At 62.0% G+C, this 16,958-nt stretch carries 21 protein-coding genes, 3 tRNA genes and 1 pseudogene; 19 read left to right on the top strand and 6 right to left on the bottom strand.

Features of this window, described 5'->3' with window-relative positions; genetic code table 11:
- Positions 1-172: 172 nt before the first annotated feature.
- The 4 genes from ABT160_RS04650 to ABT160_RS04665 all read right to left on the bottom strand — a co-directional run bounded on the left by ABT160_RS04650 (position 173) and on the right by ABT160_RS04665 (position 889).
- Positions 173-247 (bottom strand) — tRNA-Pro (locus ABT160_RS04650).
- Between the two features lie 5 nt (positions 248-252).
- Positions 253-344 (bottom strand) — tRNA-OTHER (locus ABT160_RS04655).
- Between the two features lie 49 nt (positions 345-393).
- Positions 394-464 (bottom strand) — tRNA-Ala (locus ABT160_RS04660).
- Between the two features lie 86 nt (positions 465-550).
- Positions 551-889, bottom strand: a complete 339-nt coding sequence (locus tag ABT160_RS04665; protein ID WP_351643491.1) for an HNH endonuclease — start codon at positions 887-889, stop codon at positions 551-553.
- Positions 890-1,329: 440 nt separating this feature from the next.
- Between ABT160_RS04665 and ABT160_RS04670 the strand changes: the two genes are divergently transcribed.
- Positions 1,330-1,821 carry a GcrA family cell cycle regulator gene (locus ABT160_RS04670; protein ID WP_351643492.1) on the top strand — a complete coding sequence of 164 codons (492 nt, stop codon included), beginning with the start codon at positions 1,330-1,332 and terminating at the stop codon, positions 1,819-1,821.
- 56 nt (positions 1,822-1,877) lie between these two features.
- On the opposite strand, the gene ABT160_RS04675 is transcribed toward ABT160_RS04670, so the two are convergent.
- Positions 1,878-2,822, bottom strand: a complete 945-nt coding sequence (locus tag ABT160_RS04675; RefSeq protein WP_351643494.1) for a LuxR C-terminal-related transcriptional regulator — start codon at positions 2,820-2,822, stop codon at positions 1,878-1,880.
- 229 nt (positions 2,823-3,051) lie between these two features.
- Here ABT160_RS04675 and ABT160_RS04680 point away from each other — a divergent pair, with 229 nt between their 5' ends.
- From ABT160_RS04680 to ABT160_RS04755, 16 genes are all read left to right on the top strand, one after another.
- Positions 3,052-3,282: a hypothetical protein gene (locus ABT160_RS04680; RefSeq protein WP_351643497.1), complete on the top strand. Its 231-nt coding sequence runs from the start codon at positions 3,052-3,054 to the stop codon at positions 3,280-3,282.
- A gap of 540 nt (positions 3,283-3,822) precedes the next feature.
- Positions 3,823-4,617, top strand: coding sequence for a RecB family exonuclease (locus tag ABT160_RS04685; protein WP_351643500.1), 795 nt, complete (start codon positions 3,823-3,825; stop codon positions 4,615-4,617).
- Positions 4,618-4,725: 108 nt separating this feature from the next.
- The gene (locus ABT160_RS04690; protein WP_351643503.1) at positions 4,726-5,562 is read left to right on the top strand and encodes an AAA family ATPase; all 837 of its coding nucleotides are present in this window, start codon (positions 4,726-4,728) and stop codon (positions 5,560-5,562) included.
- A 28-nt stretch (positions 5,563-5,590) separates the two neighbouring features.
- Positions 5,591-5,938, top strand: coding sequence for a hypothetical protein (locus ABT160_RS04695; protein WP_351643505.1), 348 nt, complete (start codon positions 5,591-5,593; stop codon positions 5,936-5,938).
- A gap of 32 nt (positions 5,939-5,970) precedes the next feature.
- Positions 5,971-6,375: an endonuclease VII domain-containing protein gene (locus ABT160_RS04700; RefSeq protein ID WP_351643507.1), complete on the top strand. Its 405-nt coding sequence runs from the start codon at positions 5,971-5,973 to the stop codon at positions 6,373-6,375.
- Entirely contained in the window at positions 6,368-6,667 is a 300-nt protein-coding gene (locus ABT160_RS04705) for a hypothetical protein (RefSeq protein WP_351643509.1), read from the top strand. The genes ABT160_RS04700 and ABT160_RS04705 overlap by 8 nt, the downstream gene beginning before the upstream one ends.
- A gap of 123 nt (positions 6,668-6,790) precedes the next feature.
- Entirely contained in the window at positions 6,791-7,192 is a 402-nt protein-coding gene (locus ABT160_RS04710; RefSeq protein WP_351643511.1) for a CHC2 zinc finger domain-containing protein, read from the top strand.
- Positions 7,116-7,712: a topoisomerase gene (locus ABT160_RS04715; protein WP_351643514.1), complete on the top strand. Its 597-nt coding sequence runs from the start codon at positions 7,116-7,118 to the stop codon at positions 7,710-7,712. The genes ABT160_RS04710 and ABT160_RS04715 overlap by 77 nt, the downstream gene beginning before the upstream one ends.
- Positions 7,709-8,134: a DUF3310 domain-containing protein gene (locus ABT160_RS04720; protein WP_351643517.1), complete on the top strand. Its 426-nt coding sequence runs from the start codon at positions 7,709-7,711 to the stop codon at positions 8,132-8,134. Before ABT160_RS04715 ends, ABT160_RS04720 begins: the two co-directional genes overlap by 4 nt.
- A complete protein-coding gene (locus ABT160_RS04725) occupies positions 8,134-8,529 on the top strand; it encodes a hypothetical protein (protein ID WP_351643519.1) in 396 nt (131 codons plus the stop codon). Before ABT160_RS04720 ends, ABT160_RS04725 begins: the two co-directional genes overlap by 1 nt.
- A complete protein-coding gene (locus ABT160_RS04730; RefSeq protein WP_351643521.1) occupies positions 8,526-9,335 on the top strand; it encodes a metallophosphoesterase in 810 nt (269 codons plus the stop codon). Before ABT160_RS04725 ends, ABT160_RS04730 begins: the two co-directional genes overlap by 4 nt.
- Positions 9,332-9,883, top strand: a complete 552-nt coding sequence (locus ABT160_RS04735; protein ID WP_351643522.1) for a hypothetical protein — start codon at positions 9,332-9,334, stop codon at positions 9,881-9,883. The genes ABT160_RS04730 and ABT160_RS04735 overlap by 4 nt, the downstream gene beginning before the upstream one ends.
- A 133-nt stretch (positions 9,884-10,016) precedes the next feature.
- Positions 10,017-10,556 (top strand): D29-gp49 family protein, encoded by a 540-nt coding sequence (locus ABT160_RS04740; RefSeq protein WP_502984157.1) that lies wholly within the window; start codon positions 10,017-10,019, stop codon positions 10,554-10,556.
- Between the two features lie 90 nt (positions 10,557-10,646).
- Complete coding sequence (locus ABT160_RS04745) at positions 10,647-11,300, top strand: SAM-dependent methyltransferase (protein ID WP_351643526.1); 654 nt, start codon at positions 10,647-10,649, stop codon at positions 11,298-11,300.
- Between the two features lie 15 nt (positions 11,301-11,315).
- Positions 11,316-13,124 carry a DNA polymerase gene (locus ABT160_RS04750; protein ID WP_351643529.1) on the top strand — a complete coding sequence of 603 codons (1,809 nt, stop codon included), beginning with the start codon at positions 11,316-11,318 and terminating at the stop codon, positions 13,122-13,124.
- Positions 13,125-13,133: 9 nt separating this feature from the next.
- Positions 13,134-13,415: a hypothetical protein gene (locus ABT160_RS04755; protein ID WP_351643531.1), complete on the top strand. Its 282-nt coding sequence runs from the start codon at positions 13,134-13,136 to the stop codon at positions 13,413-13,415.
- Between the two features lie 162 nt (positions 13,416-13,577).
- Here ABT160_RS04755 and ABT160_RS04760 read toward each other — a convergent pair whose 3' ends face one another.
- Positions 13,578-15,068, bottom strand: a complete 1,491-nt coding sequence (locus ABT160_RS04760; RefSeq protein ID WP_351643533.1) for a recombinase family protein — start codon at positions 15,066-15,068, stop codon at positions 13,578-13,580.
- A gap of 68 nt (positions 15,069-15,136) precedes the next feature.
- Between ABT160_RS04760 and ABT160_RS04765 the strand changes: the two are divergent.
- Both ABT160_RS04765 and ABT160_RS04770 read left to right on the top strand, forming a co-directional pair.
- Positions 15,137-15,328 (top strand): annotated as a pseudogene (locus ABT160_RS04765) (inositol monophosphatase family protein); the annotation flags it as partial.
- A gap of 136 nt (positions 15,329-15,464) precedes the next feature.
- Positions 15,465-16,883 carry a phytoene desaturase family protein gene (locus tag ABT160_RS04770; RefSeq protein WP_351643535.1) on the top strand — a complete coding sequence of 473 codons (1,419 nt, stop codon included), beginning with the start codon at positions 15,465-15,467 and terminating at the stop codon, positions 16,881-16,883.
- The last annotated feature ends 75 nt before the right edge of the window (positions 16,884-16,958 follow it).

The following is a 16,958-nucleotide window of genomic DNA, read 5'->3' on the forward strand; positions in this document are numbered from 1 at the left end:
CTCAAGCTCGAAGAGTGCGTCCTGTCGCCAGGCACGAGTACGTTGTGCCCTGGTGGGCTGGTCAGGGGCCCTCAGGCGAGGGCTTGCGGGCTCGTCCTGGCCCTCGATCATTGGTGCATCACTCCTGGGTGAGGTAACAACAACGAAGACCCCCTCCACGGGGGCCTGCTGGTGGTCTGGCTGGCAGGGCTCGAACCTGCGGCTTCGCGCTCCCAAAGCGCGCGCTCTCCCGCTGAGCTACAGCCAGATATCGGGGTGCCGGACTCGAACCAGCCCACCGCCGTTTCCCCGAGGTGACTAAACCCGTGGTAATCGGGCGGGGCTCTCCCTGTGAGCTACCCCTTGCCCTATCGTCGCGCTGGTCAGAGCGCTATTTTCGGGCCGTATTCATCGGGCGCGGTACGGGATTCGAACCCGTGTCGCCTCCGGCCTGGAGGAGTTCTAGACCACTGAACTAACCGCGCTAGCCGTCCGTCCCCTGATCAGGGGGAGTTTCGGGCTAAGGGGAGCTACCCCGCGTACATCGGTTTTCGCAACGTAGATCCGAAAACTACGGCCGCCGTTCCTTGGCGGACTTCAGGTTGTGGCACGAGCGACAGAGCGTCTGGGCGTTGTCGAGCGTCCACGTCCCTCCCTGGGCGACGGGCACGATGTGGTCAACCTCCAGGCCGTCACGGACTCCGCAGCGCACACAGGCGAAGCGATCACGAGCTAGGGCGCTCGGACGCACCTGGCGATCCCAGAGACGTCGAGCTGCGTCGCGGACCTGGTTTCGGGGGCTGACCCGTGACCATGGGCGCTCCGGGGGAGCATGTTCGGGGCATCGGCCGTTTCGGACGGTGCGTTGGACACAGCCTCTGACAAGGCACACCGAGGCGGCTCGGGGCATGGGTACCCCCGATCCGGTGGTCTGCCGTGGTGGGCTGATGCGGTCGTGGCGGCCCCGGCGGGTTCTGGTCTGGCGCCGGGGCCGCCTTCCTGGCTACTCCGCCTGGGCGGTCGGTAGCAACAGTCAGGAGGGGCTTCGTGGAGATGAGATACAGGTGAACGAATCGTCAGGCTTTGGGACTTGAGGAAAATCAGCACTACTGCTTACAGCTTCATGCCCCTAAGATCAGATCGTTCTCTTTGGCTCTCACACAGTACGTACGTGTCCTCTGGGCTCAGTTAAGACTGCCACCAGCATGATGAGACCCAGGTCACACGAAGTTCGTCGAGCGGTGTTGGCGGGAGGGGTGCGCGGGTACAGTGGATACGCTCAGCACAGCTTGGTCTAGCCGGGGGCTGGTCAGCAGAACCGGAATCACGGATTGCTAGAGGGATGGGACATTGAGAAGGCCGATTCTTCCCGGTGACACGGAGCTAGCGAAGCTCTGGGAAGCTGGGCTCTCTCATGCTGAGATTGCACGGCAGTTCGGTGTTAGTCGGCAAGCCGTTAATAAGCGTTTCAACCGCATGGGGGTGACTCCTCGGGCCGGGCAGCTCACTGTCACTGACATTCTTCCCTGGGATCTCGCTAGTTTCCCGCAAAAGGGCATGCTTAGGCAGCAAGAGCCCTACATTGGATTGCGGGCCTTCGTGCGAAAGAGGATTGGGGAAAATCTCTCCGCTCGAAGTGAGCTGGCCAGAAAATCCTTCGTCGCTCAAATTGGCAAAGGGTTGGTTCTAGATATTGACCCTAGTGTGGGTGCTCACTACGTGAAACGCGACCCCAAGCGTGACGGGACGCTCGTGATTCGCTGGCCCGAGGATGTTCCGCGAGGCGAAGAGGCGACAAACATCTTCCAGATCGGCTCGCTAAGCGAGGGATCAAGCGAATAGAGTTGGGACGAGAAAAGCTCGGACGGCACCGCCGTCCGAGCTTTCATGCCTAAGCGCTAAGTGGCCCCAGCTTCCCGATTCCTTTCGAGGTTGTTCCAGTAGTAGCCGAGGCCAGCGTGCGACTTCACTCCCATGGCGGAGAAGATCGTTGAACGCTCATTGTCATATGTTCTCTGGCTGATGTTGAGCCGCTTCGCAATCGTTGCCGGCTGAACTCCGTCGATCAACCACGTAATGATGCTAAGTTGCCTGTCATTGGGGAAGTCGTCCGATAGCGCATGGAGCGCTTCATCCATCCATCGGCGGGCCAAGTCCCAATCTCGCTCATAGCTGCGCTTGAGAGTCTTGATGATCAACGGATTGGTGACAAGTATGCCGCCGCGGTGCATGTATTCGGGGGCATTCACGTCATCTTCCGGATCTTGGATGACGGCAAAGTCGTCATCAACAAATACGCACTTTGTAAATGGTGGAGTGGCGGTTCTCACCTCAGCCCCATGCGCACTTGCCGCTGTAGCCCAGGCGACTTCTCCGGGCCGGGTTCGAGCTGTGTCACAGTAGATCGTGCGATACCGGACCCCCTTTTTGAGGGTCTCTACGTCTCGATCCAGGGACCTCTTAAGGACCTCTGCCCGTCGATCGGTTGGGTGCGCTGTCCAGATCAGGTTCTTAGCGCGCTTCGTCGCCCCGGCGATGAGAGTGGTGGCCTCTTCGTTGGTGGCGATCACTCGGGCACCTGCGTCGCCGCTGTTTAGATCTGCCGCCGTGGAGAGCAGCCCCACCAGGGTGCCTGTGCGTCGTACGGACTCGGCAACCACCTCGTTGAGATCGCCGGCGACGGCCCATCCTCGAATCGGATCACGAACTACTACACCCAGGGCGTCCAGGGCCTTTAGCCTCGGGTCCCCGTCTGGTACCACACCCCCACCGACAAGATGCGGCCATAGAGAGTTCCAGTCGTCCGCCGCGTCGTCGCTCTGTCCGCTTTCGTCATCGATCATGCCATTTACCCCCCTGCGTTGCGGCGCAGTGCAGAGATCAGCAGGCGCAGTTTGCTTGATCCAGATCCCGACACCACGCAAGCTCAGAGGGTAACCCCGCCACGGACGTTTGTTCGGGACTGTGATGCGCGCCACGCAGATGTGCAGGTCAAGCGCAGTCGAACCCGAGTTGCGTGGTTGGAGGCTGCGAAGTGCACACACTCTGGTCACTGATTCGAGGAGAACGAGTATGGCTGAACATATGGCTGGGCGCTGGCTTGCCAAAGTTGCAGTGGGTGTGACGGCGTCGGCAGTGCTGACGCTGGGCATCGTCGGGATTGCACAGGCCGATCCGAGTGGTGGCAGTGCACCCAAGGGAGGGTCTACGAGCGTCCTGGCGGATCCGAACTGGAACCTGGTTTCGCCTTCGGCAGACCCGACTTGGGACGCGAAGCTTGATGATGACCCCAACTGGAACTAGGGCGATTTAGGCCTTCGGAGAAAAGGCCAGGTGCCAGGCTCGGGCCTGGTGCCTGGCCTTCCCCATCGCCTGCCTTCGGGCGGAAGCACGCAGGAGGTCCACACCGGCGACTTACCGAGCGGAGAATATTTGGCAGACCCGCAGGGACAAAGTGACGTATAGGTAGTGCATCTATCTTGGGGGGACCAATGACGGGCATGCCGAGGGACACCGCCACACAGAGGAGCAACTGCGCACTGCGCGAGGCTATATACCGCACAAGGATCGTCGAGCGCAGAGGGATGTACGCCTCTGAGGCCCTGCGGATCGTGCGGGTAGCAACAGCAACAGTGGGCGCGTTCTACATTGTTACGGAGTCGGACGCGATGATGGACGAGGACTACGAATCCCTCAGAGGGCTTGGGCTGGCCCTGGGGGCGCCGTGGAGAAATCGGGTTGTGGATTCCGAGTTCTACAGTCACCCTCACAGGCAGTTTCCGTTGTCCAGCGCCTTCAGCGTGCACGTTGTGCACCCGGCGTTCCGGCTAGAGGGGGAAGTGCGTGGAAGACCGGTTCTCGGTAGTGGCGAACATGCCACGATCAGTCAGCCAGTTGGAGCAGTACAGCAAATGTGCCAAGCAGTATGAGCTACAGCGGATAGTGCGCGTCCGCCCGCGGCCTGCGGCCTGGTCGCACCAAGGCACTGCGTTCCACGCGGTAGCTGAGGTGTTTGAGGGGGCGAACCGCAAGCTCTCTGAGGACCAGGCCGCAGACCTCTACCACGACGAGTACACGCGGCGAGTAGCGGCGAGCCGCGCGGAAGAGCCGAACCTGAATCAGTGGATGACTGCTGGCCCTGCTGGCCGCTCAGACATCGAGGAGCGCTATGTGCGGGGCATGGAGCAAACGCGCGCGTACGTGCGATGGTCGACGCAGCATCAGCCTGTGATCTGGAAGAGCGCTGAAGGCGTCGCCGGCATCGAAACGCACTTGACGGCCGAGCTGGGAGGTGTCACCGTCCAGGGCTACGTGGACCAGCTCATCTCAGAGGGGGATGGTTCGGTCAGGGTCCGAGACCTGAAGACGGGTACAACGAAGAGTAAATTCCAGCTTCAGACATACGGGGTGCTAGCTCGCAAGGTTCTAGGAGTGGTTGTCAACCAAGCGGACTGGTACATGGCCAAGACAGGACGTCTGTCGCGACCCGTCGACCTGACGTGCGTGACTGAGGGCCTTGTTGCTGAGCAGTTCGTAGAGATGGACCTGAGGGTAAAAGCCGGGAACTTCCCTGCGAATCCCGGCTTCCACTGTAGGTTCTGTGATGTCTCGCACGCGTGTGAGATACGCAAGCGTTAACTTGCTTGTGATTCCACTGTTTGTGAGGTAAGAATTAAGACGAAGCCCTCGGCGGGCTTTTTTTTAACCGGTCATAGTTGTCTGCTGGGTGGTTCGTAAGGAGTGGCGATGTTTTCACTGACGCAGTCGGTTAGGATCCGCGGTGCTGCCGGCGAGCCGATCCCGCATCCATTCAAGTCTCTACGGCGGCTTGAGGTGGAGTTCCGCCGGTCAGAGCTATCGCTTGTCGTAGCGGGGCCTGGTACAGGGAAGAGCTTGTTTGCCCTCTTTCTTGCGATGGCGGCCAATGTGCCAACCCTGTACTTCTCGGCGGACTCAAGCTCGGCAACTCAGGTGTCCCGAGCGACAGCCATGATCACGGGCGAGGATTCGAAGGTCGTTAAGAACGCGTTGACTGGAGGAGACTTTTCCTCGTACGAAAAGGCGCTAGGTGATCGCTGGTGGATCCGATTCAACTTCTCGGCCCGGCCTACACAAAAGGAAATTGAGCTACACCTTCTGTGTTACCTCGAAGTGTATGGGTGCACCCCTCATCTGATAGTCGTAGACAACATCACCAACGTAGACAACGGCCTCGTGGGCAGTGCGGAGTCATTCACATTCGGGCTGGAGGCGCTGTGTGAATATCTGGATGACATGGCGCGAGCCACGTCGGCTCATGTGCTGGGACTTCACCATGTAACTGGTGAGCATTCGGACGGGCTTAGCCCCATCCCGCTGAGCGGAGTGAAGGGAAAGGTTCATCGCGTTCCCTCGCTCATTCTGACGGCGCACAAAGAAGTAGACGGTATGAACTCGCGAATCATCAATCTCAGTGACGTGAAAAACCGAGAAGGCTTCGAGGATTCATCGGGTGGTACGTTTGCGAGCTTCAGGCTCAATCGATCTAACCTGCGGTTGGAGGAGCTTGACGATGCCATTCCCGATCATTTTTCTGACCAATAAGTTGTCTGCTGGGTAACTGGGGGCTAGCGTGAGCGGCATCGTTGAGATTCGGGCAGTCCGAGGCGGATTCAAGGCGGAACGCGAGTTCGGCTTTGCGTTGGAAACCCGGTTCCCGGGTATCGCTCTCGATCAGGTTGACGTTGAGGGGGTGGCCCTCGTCGTAGAGATCAGCAATCCGAAGAGGCTGAACCTCTATCAGCTCTCGCGGGTGCTGATTGGCGCTGCGAATGGGGGAGTGAAGACGGCAGTCATCAGTGTCCGTAAGCTGAAGCTGGCTGCTGCCGTGCCGCTGTTCAACCTCTTTGCCATGGTCGATGAGAACGCCCATCTGAAAGAGATGTACAGGCTGGAGCGGCTGATCAAGGTGGCTGCCTAGTGGGCGAACCCCGAAAAGGGTTTCGCCCCTGTGTGAAGTGCGGTAAGAACAGGTCTGAGAGGTTCTACACCTCTCCTCGGGGGAAGACCTGTTCCTCCTGCCGCAAGGCTGGCCGCCGGCAGACATCACGCAACGCCAGGCTACTCGCTATCTACGGACTCTCCGCCGACGACTACAGGCGCCTTCTTGAGGCGCAGGGCGGTAGATGCGCGATCTGCCTCGAAACCCGTAAGACGAATTTGGCCGTGGACCACTGTCACAAGACAGAGGCGGTTCGCGGCCTTCTTTGTGCCCGCTGCAATGGCCAGCTCCTAGCACGGGGGGCTAGGGACAGGCCTGATGTACTGCGGCGGGCAGCCGAATACCTAGAGAACTATCCGGCGTGGAAAGTCCTCGGACCGCGATACATCACCGACCGTAGGAGAGAAGATGGCTAAGGCCCGGCGTACCGTCACTGACCAGGTCGTCACGGAAACCAAGCGTGTGCCGGCGGTCACGCTGACGCTGACAATCGAAGAGGCGGAAACGCTGATTGCCGTGGGGTCCCTGGTAGCAGGCGACGCGGAAACGTCCCCGCGGCGGCACTACGAGGCAATCACGGAAGCACTCCTCAAGGCGGGAGTCCGGGACTTCACTGCTTCTGGATCACACCCATTCGACTATCTGAAGCGCTCCCATCCTGGCGTGGCCTTCCGCTCGTACCCGCTCACGGAGGCGATCCCGTTCTGATGAGTGAGTCGAGCACGGGCGGTGCCCCTTCGCAGTCACGTCAGTGGCGAGGGAACCATCACACCTGGATCGCGGCGGCACGCAAGTACGAGTTCCCCGTGACCACTTACAAGGTTGGACCTAATGGTGAGCGAAAGCTCATCGAGACCACCAATCGCTGAAGTCCTGGCTCACTACTACGAGTTTGAAACGAAGGCCACTAGGGGGCGAGTGAAGACCGCTTGCCCCCTTCCTTCTCACCCGGACTCCAATCCATCCGCATCGGTGGACCTCGACAGAAACCGATGGGCCTGTTTCGCGTGCAACCTGTCGGAGGATTCCTACGCGGTGATCATGAGGGAGGAACGTATTGGCTTCGCTGAAGCCAAAGAACGCGCACGTAGCCAATTCGGCACCAGCGGCCAGGCACTACCACGAGACCTACCCGGGCAGCCCAGCAGAGGCGTACATGGCAGCTCGGGGCTTGGGAGAGCAGGCAGGCCTGTTCGGGATGGGCTTCGTCGCTTCGGCTCTACCTGGACATGAGCGGTACGGGGGGCACCTTGCCATCCCATACCTGCGTCCCGCTGGCGGCGACGCGGTAGCAACCGTCCGCTTCCGCTGTATCAACGACCGCTGCGTGAAGCGCCCCGACGGTACGTACTTCGTCCAGGCCGGGGAGAGCGAACAGCACGAGGGGCACGGAAAGTACCAGACCCTGCCCGGCGACGTGCCGCGCCTGTACAACACGGCCGCGCTGATCCTGCCCAGCCCCGTCCTGGTCGTCGTCGAGGGGGAGTTCGACACCCAGTCGTGGGCTGCCGCCGATGTGCCGGCGGTCGGAGCACCCGGCACAGGAACGTGGCGCGACTACTGGACACCAGCGCTGTTGGGCTACGAGTCGGTGTTCCTGATCGCCGAAGACGGACCCGGCCTCGCATTCATGGACCAACTTGCAAGCGACCTTCCTCACGGAAAGGTCATCGAGATGCCCGGTGACCGGGACTCGAATTCAGTGTTTCTGAGTGATGGGCCCGAGGCCCTGAGGAAGAGGATCGGACTGTGACGTATGCGGTGGGGGACACGGTGCGTGTGAGCGTGGGTGCGTATGTGGGATGTTACGGCGAGGTCGTTGATGTGAATATGCGGGGACTTCTGCCGAACCGAGTGAAGGTCGAAGATCCGGTTGACCCGGGTCTCCTTTGGTACGACGACCACGAACTAGAGCCAGCGACAAAGGGCCCTTCCGGAGACGCTGTTCACCGTCCCGGCCACTACACGTGGCTCCCCAACGGGGTTGAAGTCATCGACCTGACTGAGCACCTGCCCTTCAACCGAGGCAACGCAGTGAAGTACCTGGCTCGTGCCGGAAGGAAGGGGTCCGGCGCTGAGGTCGAAGATCTAAAGAAAGCCGTCTGGTACATCCAGCGCGAAATCGCGCGTGTGCAGGCCAGTGCGCCTAACTCGGCTGAAGGAGTGGGATTTTGATGCTGTCCAAGACCGATGCAGTCGTGACGGATGAAAAGGTGCTTGAGACTCTGCGAGAGCTTGTCGCAGAGCGTCCCGATTACGTCTACTCCTGCCCGGAACACATGGAGGGGAAGGTCGACGGTGGTGATGCAGCCTGCTTCTACGTACATACCGACGAGGATGGATCGTTGGTATCTCCGGGTTGTGCAATAGGCGTAGCACTACATCGACTTGGTGTTGACCTGGAGTCCTTGGCCGATGTCGAGACACACCAGGCTTCGGTCGTGGTATCGCGCTTCTTCTCCGAGCTTTCCAGGTCAACAATGACGAAGCTCAACTGTATGCAGTCCTATCAGGACAACGGCCACACCTGGGGTGCGGCTTACGTAATGGCGACGGGAGACACTATTTGAAGCGCGTTGTTATCATCTCGGACCTACAGGTCCCGTACCACGAGCCTAGGGCGGTCAGTAACCTGATCGGATTCCTCGGGGACTATCAGCCTGATGAGCTGTACCAGATCGGTGACCTCAACGACTACGAGACGCCAAGTCGTTGGAACGAAGGCACGCGGTACGAGTACAGCCAGCAGGTTCGGCAGGAGTCCGAGCTAACCAAGCGCCGCGTCCTGGAACCCATCCGAACGGTCTATGACGGCCCCTTCGGGATCCTGGAAGGAAATCACGACCTACGTCCGCGCACGTACTTGAGTGCCAAGGCACCAGCCCTAGCCGAGTACGCGGGTGACTTTCACTTCTCTAAGCTGCTTGACTTTGACGGCTTCGGCATCGACCTCACGCCAAGCTTTCACCGAGTGGGCCCCGATACAGCACTGATCCACGGACACGAGATCAAAGGACTGTCGAATATCGCCGGCACCACGGCCTACGCCCACGCAAGCAAGGCCACGACCAACCTGGTCATGGGCCACACTCACCGCCTCGGCGTTCGCCGGCACGGCCCATCGCATCTCGGGGGAATGCGATGGGGCTTCGAAGTCGGCCACATCATGGATCCACGAAAGGCCCAGTATCTCGGGCCTGGTGCCGTCGCCAACTGGCAGGCGGGCTTCGGAATTCTGTACGTCGGAGACCATGACGTATCCCCCTACCCCGTGGACATTCGCCGTGACGGCTCGTTCGTCGTCGAAGGCGTGCGCTACGGACGTATAGCCAGAGGCGCCGGGGGGCGCTTCGCACGCAAGGGGGAGACCGCATGACCGTGATCGACTGGGCTCACGTAGCCAATATCGCAGACAAGTCCGCCCGCTCAATCGCCCAGTCCTGGAGCGTGGTGGAGAAGGACGACGTGAAGCAGACCATCCTCCTTCACGCCTACGAGCGCCGGACCATGCTGGAGAAGAACTACACGGACCAGTTCCTCTGGCAGTTCTGCAAGAAGGTGGGCACTCAGTACGCCTCCAAGGAGCGCGACGCCCGGGACGTCGAGGACGGCAGCTACTACTACACGCCCGACGAGGCCCGCTTGGCGCTGGCGACGTTCGTCTACTCAGACGAGGAGCTGGGGCAGATGCTCGGCCGCCAGGACGACATCCTTGCGTGCCGCATCACTGACAACTTGGTGAGCGCCCGCCTTGATGCTTCCACTGCCCTGGCCAAGCTGACGCCTGCCCAGCGAGACGTTCTGACACGCCGCTACGTCTACGGACTGCCGGCGAAGAACGACACCGAACGCAAGGCAAGCAACCGCGGGCTCGATGCGCTGGCCCGACACATGAACCGTGGCCTTCGCAAGGCCACCGCGTGACATCTCCGCTCACGGCCCGGCCCGAGTTCCAGCGTGGGCCCGACTGCGTTGCGTTCCGAGCGCGATACCCGCCCGCCCTGTGCGCGGCCCTCCACGGCCGCCATGCAGCGGCGCCCGAGCTGACTGACTACCGATGCCCCATCCGACAGGAGAGCCCTTGACGTACCCCAACCCATTCGACGGCCCCTCGCCCTGGGGCGAGCCGTCAAACGAGAAGGAGCCCAAGCCCATGACCCCTCTGCCTGCCCCAAGCGGCCCCCAGCACAACAAGTACAAGATCGGCTTCACCTTCAAGGCCGCCGCTGGCTACGAGGCTGAGTGGATCACCCCAACCGTCTACGGCATGAGCGCCGACGAGGTTGCAACCGCAGCGGTGGACCTCATGAAGGCACTCGCCGACAAGGGTGTCATCGACCTGGCGGCAATGGCCGCGCAGAAGGTGCGATCCACGCACCAGGCCGCCGGCAACCAGCCCGCTCAGACCCCTGCGACCTTCCGAAGCGCAGCGGCACAGACACAGGCACCCGCTGTAGCGGGCGACGCCTGCCCTCATGGCCGGACGCTGCGAGAGGGCCAGGGCGCGAAGGGCCCGTGGGCGGCCCTCTTCTGCTCCGCCCCGAAGGGCTCGCAGTGTGACCCGCTCTGGCGGCAGAAGGACGGCAGTTTCTCGTAGTCCGAGAGCAAGCCAGTAGTCAAGGCACCTGAGGGGGCCGGGGTATCCCGGCCCCCTCTTTCTATGGCGCCTACCCGCCATTTGAGGCCGATGGCGCCGCAAAGGGGGACGCGGGGGATCAGGAAAGTACTTGACCTTTACTGCTGCCAGGGGGGAGCGAGTAAGGGATACCGCGATGCAGGGTTCGAAGTCGTCGGCGTCGACATCGTCCGACAGCCCCGCTACCCGTGGGAATTCATTCAGGCTGAAGCCGTTCAATTTCTACTCACGTACGGCAGTCGGTTCGACTTCATACACACCTCACCACCGTGTCAGCACTACAGCAAGACACAAAGGATCAGGCAGAACGACCATCCGGACCTGTTGGCACCTACGCGCGATGCATTGAACGCCGTTGGCGTTCCGTGGGTGATTGAGAACGTCATGGGCGCTGAACCAGAGATGAGAGACCCAGTCCTACTGTGCGGAGCCTACTTCGGGCTGAGCACGTATCGGCACCGCCTCTTTGAGTCGGGCGGCTGGGAGTTGAAGGCTCCGGACCATCCAGAACACCTGAGGCGGCAAACCAAAATGGGGCGCCGCAGGAAGCCCGACGAGATGGGAGTCTACGTCGGAAATTTCATCGGAGTGGACGATGCCAAGGAAGACCTTGGAGTTCCGTGGATGTCTCGCGAGGGCATCCGCGAGTGCATCCCTCCGGCCTACACCGAGTACGTAGGAAGATCTTTTCTCGAACAACTCTGAGGGAGGGGAGGGCCCTTGAAGAGGCTGTCTTACCGGTTGAAGGGGCAGCCGGTAGCTATCCACGTTGTTGAGTCGGAGAGGGACCTCTCCGACTTCGACGACTTCATCTCACGGCACCGGATTCTGGCATTCGACATGGAGACCACCGGACTGGACTGGTGGGCGCCAGACTTTCGGTGCCGGCTGGCTCAGTTCGGCACCGGGTCTGAGACTTGGGTCATCCCTGTCGAGCTTGGTCCTGCCTTCGCAGAAGCCGCTAGGAGGACGCTACGGCGCTTGGAATGGCTCGTAGCGCATAACGGCACCTACGACCTCCACGTTGCCGAGCAGACTCTAGGCCTGCCTATGGAGGAGCTTGCTCCGAAGATGTGGGATACCCGGCTCCTCGCTCATCTCGTAGACCCGAGAGCAGTCAAGGAACGGGGACCCGGGCTCAAGCTCGAAGAGTTGACCAAGTTCTACATCTGCGAGAAGACCGCAGACGAGGTCAAGGGCTCGATGGCCCAGATCGCGAAGAAATACAAGACGACCAAGGACAAGATCTGGAGGACAGTTGACCTTCTGGATCCGGACTTCCTGCTCTACGCGGGAATGGATCCAGCCCTCGCCTTTCGGCTCTTCCAGATCCTCTACCGTCTTGTACCTCAGCGATCGAAGATCCGGGGCCTGATTGCCTGGGAGCACAAGCTTGCACACGTCACGGCCAAGATAGAGCGCTCCGGATATCTCATCGATGTCGAGTACGCGCAAAGGCGATGCACGGAGCTGACGGAAGAGCAAGAGAAGTGGGAAACCGTAGCCAAGTCCTTCGGCGTCGAGAACCCCAACTCCAGTCAGCAACTTGTCGAAGTCTTCACGTCCCTGGGCGTCAAGCTCACCAAGCGCACCAAGCCAAGTAAGAACCACCCGCACGGCCAACTAGCAATGGACGATGACGTTCTGACTGGGCTGCACCACCCTTTGGCTGACGCCGTAATCAAGTCCAGGAGAGCAGGGAAGTGGCGAAAGACCTGGTTCGAGCGAGCGCTCAACGGCCGAGGTCCCGACGACCGGGTGCGGGCCTCGATCAACTCGTTGCAGGCCAGGACGTCAAGGATGTCCATTTCCGGAAGCATCCCAGCACAGACATTCCCTTCGGGCGACGGCTATGTCCGACACATGTTCTTGGCAGATGAGGGCCACGTCAGTTGCTCCATTGACTTCGGAAACATGGAGCTGAGATACCTCGCCGCCTTCTCCCGAGACCGCACCATGCTGGACGCGTTCCTCAACGGACGCGACCTCCACCAGATCACGGCGGATGCTGCCGGCGTTCCCCGCAAGGTCGGCAAGATGGCGAACTTCCTCACCGTCTACGGGGGCGGCTGGGCCGCCCTGGTCCAGCAAGCCAGCGTGGACGAAGAGACAGCACGGGCCGTACTGGAAGCCTTCGCCAGGACATACCCCGGTGTCGGTGAGTTCGGGAAGAAGCTAGCGGACGAGGCTAGGAAGACCGGATTCGTCTGGACTGCCACGGGACGCCGACTTCCCGTCGACCCCGGTAAGTGGTTCAGGGCGCTCAACTACTTCATCCAGGGCGGCAGCCGCGACGTGACGGCCAGGGCGCTCCTGGAGCTGGACCGAGCAGGCTTCACGCCGTACATGCGCCTTCCGATCCACGACGAGATCGTCTTCTCGTTCCCACAGGAAGATGCAGCCGAGATGTCCCGCGAAGCAGCAAGGCTCATGGAGTTCCCTGTGCAGGGGCTCCTTATTCCGGCTGACGCAGAGATCGGAAAGCGCTCTTGGGGAAGCGTGCTCGAACTTGAAGAGACCAAGCACTAGGGGGAAGCGATGCAAGAGTACGGCGCGACGGGGGATTCGGGCGACGAGCCCGGAGAGTCGTTTGAGGATCTGATCTCTGGCATTGAGACTGAGATGACAGCCACGAGGCTCCATAAACAGGGGGCCTATGCAATCGCAGCGGCCAGGATCGCCGGCACGGTCTTCAGCGAGGCGCTGACGTCGGGAGTTCCTTACGAGCTGGCAAAGGAGATGGCTCTAGATACGTGGAATTCTGTCATGGGGCTCACGCTTGTGGAGAGCGAAGCATCAGAGGTTGGCGGCGGTGATTAGTGCCGGGGCACGCTGAGGATCTCTCGCTTTGGATAGAAGGTAGGCTGAGATCTGCGCCAGAGATTTCATTCGAGCGGCTGAGAGACGTATTGGGTGATCTCGGAGTAAAGCTCGGCAAACCTATAGAGTAGGCGCCCCCCTCCCGCTGGGAGGGGGGCGTTTTTACTTCTCTCTGAATACGGGGGTTAGTCGCTCCAAGTCGATCCCTGCGCCGCGTTTCTTAGTCGGGCTCACGAGCACAGAGAGCAATATTTTTCTCACCACTTCCCTCTGTCGCTCAATCGATAGGTGCGACCACCCTTGTTGGAGTGACTGTCTCAATTCGGCTATCGAGTGTGATGCGGGGGACGGGTTGTTGTGTTGGAACAGGGCCTGTTCACTCCGCAGTGACTCGATTTTGCCGTCCAGGTCGTCGAGGAGGATCGCGTATGTAGTGGGTTTTATCTCCCCACGCTTATACATGGCCTTAACCTCCTCTAGTTCTGTCTCTACTTCTTCGAGTTCAGATTCTCTCTCCCATGACTCTTCGGGGGGGATCGAAAAGGACATTCTTGAGGTGGACTTCTCCAGGTATCGCGTAATTAGTTGTCGTATGGCGGCGTCGGTATGATTGCGCACTATGGACACATTGCCGCAGCCGCCAGCACCTTCCGCGCACCGGTATTTGGGGTACTTGGATGAGCTATTTGCTGCATTCATTCGCGTGCCGCACGATCCGCAGCGCAGTATCCCCGACAGGAGGGTGCTGGTCCGGTACTCCCGCGCCTTCCCTGCCCCCTGATTTGTGGCCCATTTTGTCGATAGGGCTGCCCATGTTTCTATCGGCTCAAGCGGCGCCCAATTTCCCTTGATGTACTCCCCGTCTGCGTCTTTGAGAGGGTGACCCTGATAAACTCGGATGCCCGCATTTCTTGGGTTGAGCATTATTCTGCGTACTGCGGTGCGGTCAAACGGCTTACCAGATCGACCGACGAATCCGGCCTCCTTGAACCGCCTAGTGACGGTGGCTACCGAATCGCCATCGAGCCCAGCTTTTGTTTGCATAACGATCATCTCGGCTTCGTCCGGGCGTGGAGTCTTGCGGTCCTCCTCCCACCCAAACGGGCGGTGCCCGCCGGCAACCTCACCCTCCCTTGCTTTGCGAAGCATCTCGCGTTTGAGGCGGCGGGACATGTCCTCTGAGGCCTTATTAGCCACGCTCACCATGATTCGGGCGCTGAATCGTCCGTCTGGGGTTGACAGGTCGAAGTTCTGGCCGGAAAGAGTGTGGAATCCGAGATGCCTCCTCGTACCCTCGTAAATGTCGATTACTCGCTCTAGGTCTCTTGGCTGGCGGAAAAGGCGGTCGATGTCTACCGCTAGCATCCCGCCTCGGAGGCCTGGGCTGGCCAGATCTCGTACCATGCGCTCGAAGTCGGGCCGTTTGACTGTCCGCTTAAAGGCACTGAGGTTGTTGTCCTCGTACCAGATGACTGGGACACCGATGCTGGCGCCGAGCGCGGCAAGGTCCTCGCGTTGTTTGAGTACGCCTTTCCGCTCCCGATCCTTAGCTTCTTCCTTGGTGATCGCTCCTTGCTGTACGAGGTATCGCAGCTCCGCCAGGTCGGCGTCTGAGATGCGGCAGTAGGCGCCCCACGGCCTCTCTGTGTCCATCGCTTCCTCGCCTCAAAGTTGACTGCTGGGTGTACAGTGGTGATTGAACCACATGAGGCGTCTGGCAGTCGTTCTCCTGGGAGTACGCGTGGGACCACGCGGCGGGGCTGCTGCTGGTCGTGGAGGCGGGGGGCGTGCACGAGACGGTGGCGGGCGAGCCGTTCCGCGTCACCGGGGGCAACGCGCTGCCCTTCACGGCCGCCCGGGACGCCGGGACCGGCGAGCGGGTGCTCGGACTGCTGCGGGGCGAGGGGGAGTAGGCAGGAGAGGGAGAGCAGGCGGAGTGACCGGGCCGGTGCGTCCGGCCCGGGCGGATTCGGGGGCGGGGCGCCCGGGGCGCGAGGGGGCGAATATCCTGGGGAGCCTTGCGCCCTCGGCAGATGAAGGAGTCCGCAGGTGTCGTCGATGCTCGATGCCGTCGTCGTGGGGGCGGGCCCCAACGGGCTGACCGCCGCCGTCGAACTGGCCCGCCGCGGTCTCTCCGTCGCCGTCTTCGAGGCGAAGGGCACCGTCGGCGGCGGAGCCAGGACCGAGGAGCTCACCCTCCCCGGCTTCCGCCACGACCCGTGCTCCGCCGTGCACCCGCTCGGCGTGGGCTCGCCCGTCTTCAAGACCATGCCCCTGGCGCGCTACGGACTGGAGTGGCTCCACCCCGAGCTGCCCATGGCGCACCCCTTCGACGACGGCACCGCCGCCGTGCTCTCCCGGTCCGTCGCGGAGACCGCCGCGTCCTTCGGGCCCCGCGACGCCGGGGCGTACCGGCGCCTGATGGCACCGTACGCGGGCACCTGGGACACCCTGGCCCGCGACTTCATGCAGCTGCCGCTCACCGCGCTGCCCCGCGCCCCCTTCGCCCTGGCGCGCTTCGGCCTGGACGGGCTGCCGCCGTACGGGGTGCTGATGCGGCGCTTCCACGAGGAGCGGGTGCGCGCCCTGTTCGCCGGACTCGTCGCCCACGTCATCGCGCCCCTCAACGGGATCGCCACCGGCGCGGTCGGCCTGCTCTTCGCGCTCGCCGCGCACGAGAACGGCTGGCCCATGCCGCGCGGCGGCTCGCAGTCCATCTCCGACGCCCTCGCCGCGTACACCCGCGACCTGGGCGGCTCGGTGCACACCGGGTACGAGGTCAAGCGGCTCGACGACCTGCCGCCCGCGCGCGCGTACGTCTTCGACACCTCGCCCACCGCGCTCGCCCGCATCGCGGGCTTCGGCCGCCACTACGACGGCTACCGCTACGGCGCCAGCGTCTTCAAGATCGACTACGCGCTGGACGGGCCCGTGCCCTGGACCGCCGAGGAGCCCCGCCGCGCGGGCACCGTCCAGGTCGGGCCCACTAGCGGGGACATCGGCACCGCGCTCAAGCAGGCCTCGTCCGGGACGGCGCCGCACACCCCGTTCCTCATCACCGCCCAGCCCAGCCTGGTGGACCCGTCACGGGCGCCCGAGGGCAAGCACGTGTTCTGGGCGTACGGACACGTGCCCAACAGCTGGGACGGCGACCTCACGGACGCGGTCGAGCGGCAGATCGAGCGCTTCGCCCCCGGCTTCCGTGACCGCGTGCTGGCCCGCGCCACCGCCGGACCGCCCCAACTCGCCGCGCACAACGCCAACTACGTCGGCGGCGACATCGCCTGTGGCGCGGCCAGCGGACTCCAGCTGCTGCTGCGGCCCAAGCTGTCGCTCCAGCCCTACCGCACGCCGCACCCGGCCGTCTTCCTCTGCTCCTCGGCCACCCCGCCGGGCCCCGGCGTGCACGGCATGTCCGGGCACAACGCGGCCAAGGCGGTGTGGCGGCACCTGAGGCGGGGGCGGTGAGCGGTGCGTGGTGAGCGGCGACGAGTGAGCAGTGACATGTCACAGGTCACCGGCGAGCAGTGACATGTCACCGGT

The sequence above is a fragment of the Streptomyces sp. NPDC001941 genome (genome assembly GCF_040296945.1).
GTDB lineage: Bacteria > Actinomycetota > Actinomycetes > Streptomycetales > Streptomycetaceae > Streptomyces.

Excerpts from the sequence above, each read along its gene's own strand:
- ABT160_RS04665 (WP_351643491.1), bottom strand. The coding sequence starts at position 889 with ATGCCCCGAGCCGCCTCGGTGTGCCTTGTCAGAGGCTGTGTCCAACGC.
- ABT160_RS04675 (WP_351643494.1), bottom strand. The coding sequence starts at position 2,822 with ATGATCGATGACGAAAGCGGACAGAGCGACGACGCGGCGGACGACTGG.
- ABT160_RS04680 (WP_351643497.1), top strand. The coding sequence starts at position 3,052 with ATGGCTGAACATATGGCTGGGCGCTGGCTTGCCAAAGTTGCAGTGGGT.
- ABT160_RS04690 (WP_351643503.1), top strand. The coding sequence starts at position 4,726 with ATGTTTTCACTGACGCAGTCGGTTAGGATCCGCGGTGCTGCCGGCGAG.
- ABT160_RS04705 (WP_351643509.1), top strand. The coding sequence starts at position 6,368 with ATGGCTAAGGCCCGGCGTACCGTCACTGACCAGGTCGTCACGGAAACC.
- ABT160_RS04710 (WP_351643511.1), top strand. The coding sequence starts at position 6,791 with ATGGTGAGCGAAAGCTCATCGAGACCACCAATCGCTGAAGTCCTGGCT.
- ABT160_RS04715 (WP_351643514.1), top strand. The coding sequence starts at position 7,116 with ATGGCAGCTCGGGGCTTGGGAGAGCAGGCAGGCCTGTTCGGGATGGGC.
- ABT160_RS04725 (WP_351643519.1), top strand. The coding sequence starts at position 8,134 with ATGCTGTCCAAGACCGATGCAGTCGTGACGGATGAAAAGGTGCTTGAG.
- ABT160_RS04735 (WP_351643522.1), top strand. The coding sequence starts at position 9,332 with ATGACCGTGATCGACTGGGCTCACGTAGCCAATATCGCAGACAAGTCC.
- ABT160_RS04740 (WP_502984157.1), top strand. The coding sequence starts at position 10,017 with ATGCCCCATCCGACAGGAGAGCCCTTGACGTACCCCAACCCATTCGAC.
- ABT160_RS04745 (WP_351643526.1), top strand. The coding sequence starts at position 10,647 with ATGGCGCCGCAAAGGGGGACGCGGGGGATCAGGAAAGTACTTGACCTT.
- ABT160_RS04755 (WP_351643531.1), top strand. The coding sequence starts at position 13,134 with ATGCAAGAGTACGGCGCGACGGGGGATTCGGGCGACGAGCCCGGAGAG.
- ABT160_RS04760 (WP_351643533.1), bottom strand. The coding sequence starts at position 15,068 with ATGGACACAGAGAGGCCGTGGGGCGCCTACTGCCGCATCTCAGACGCC.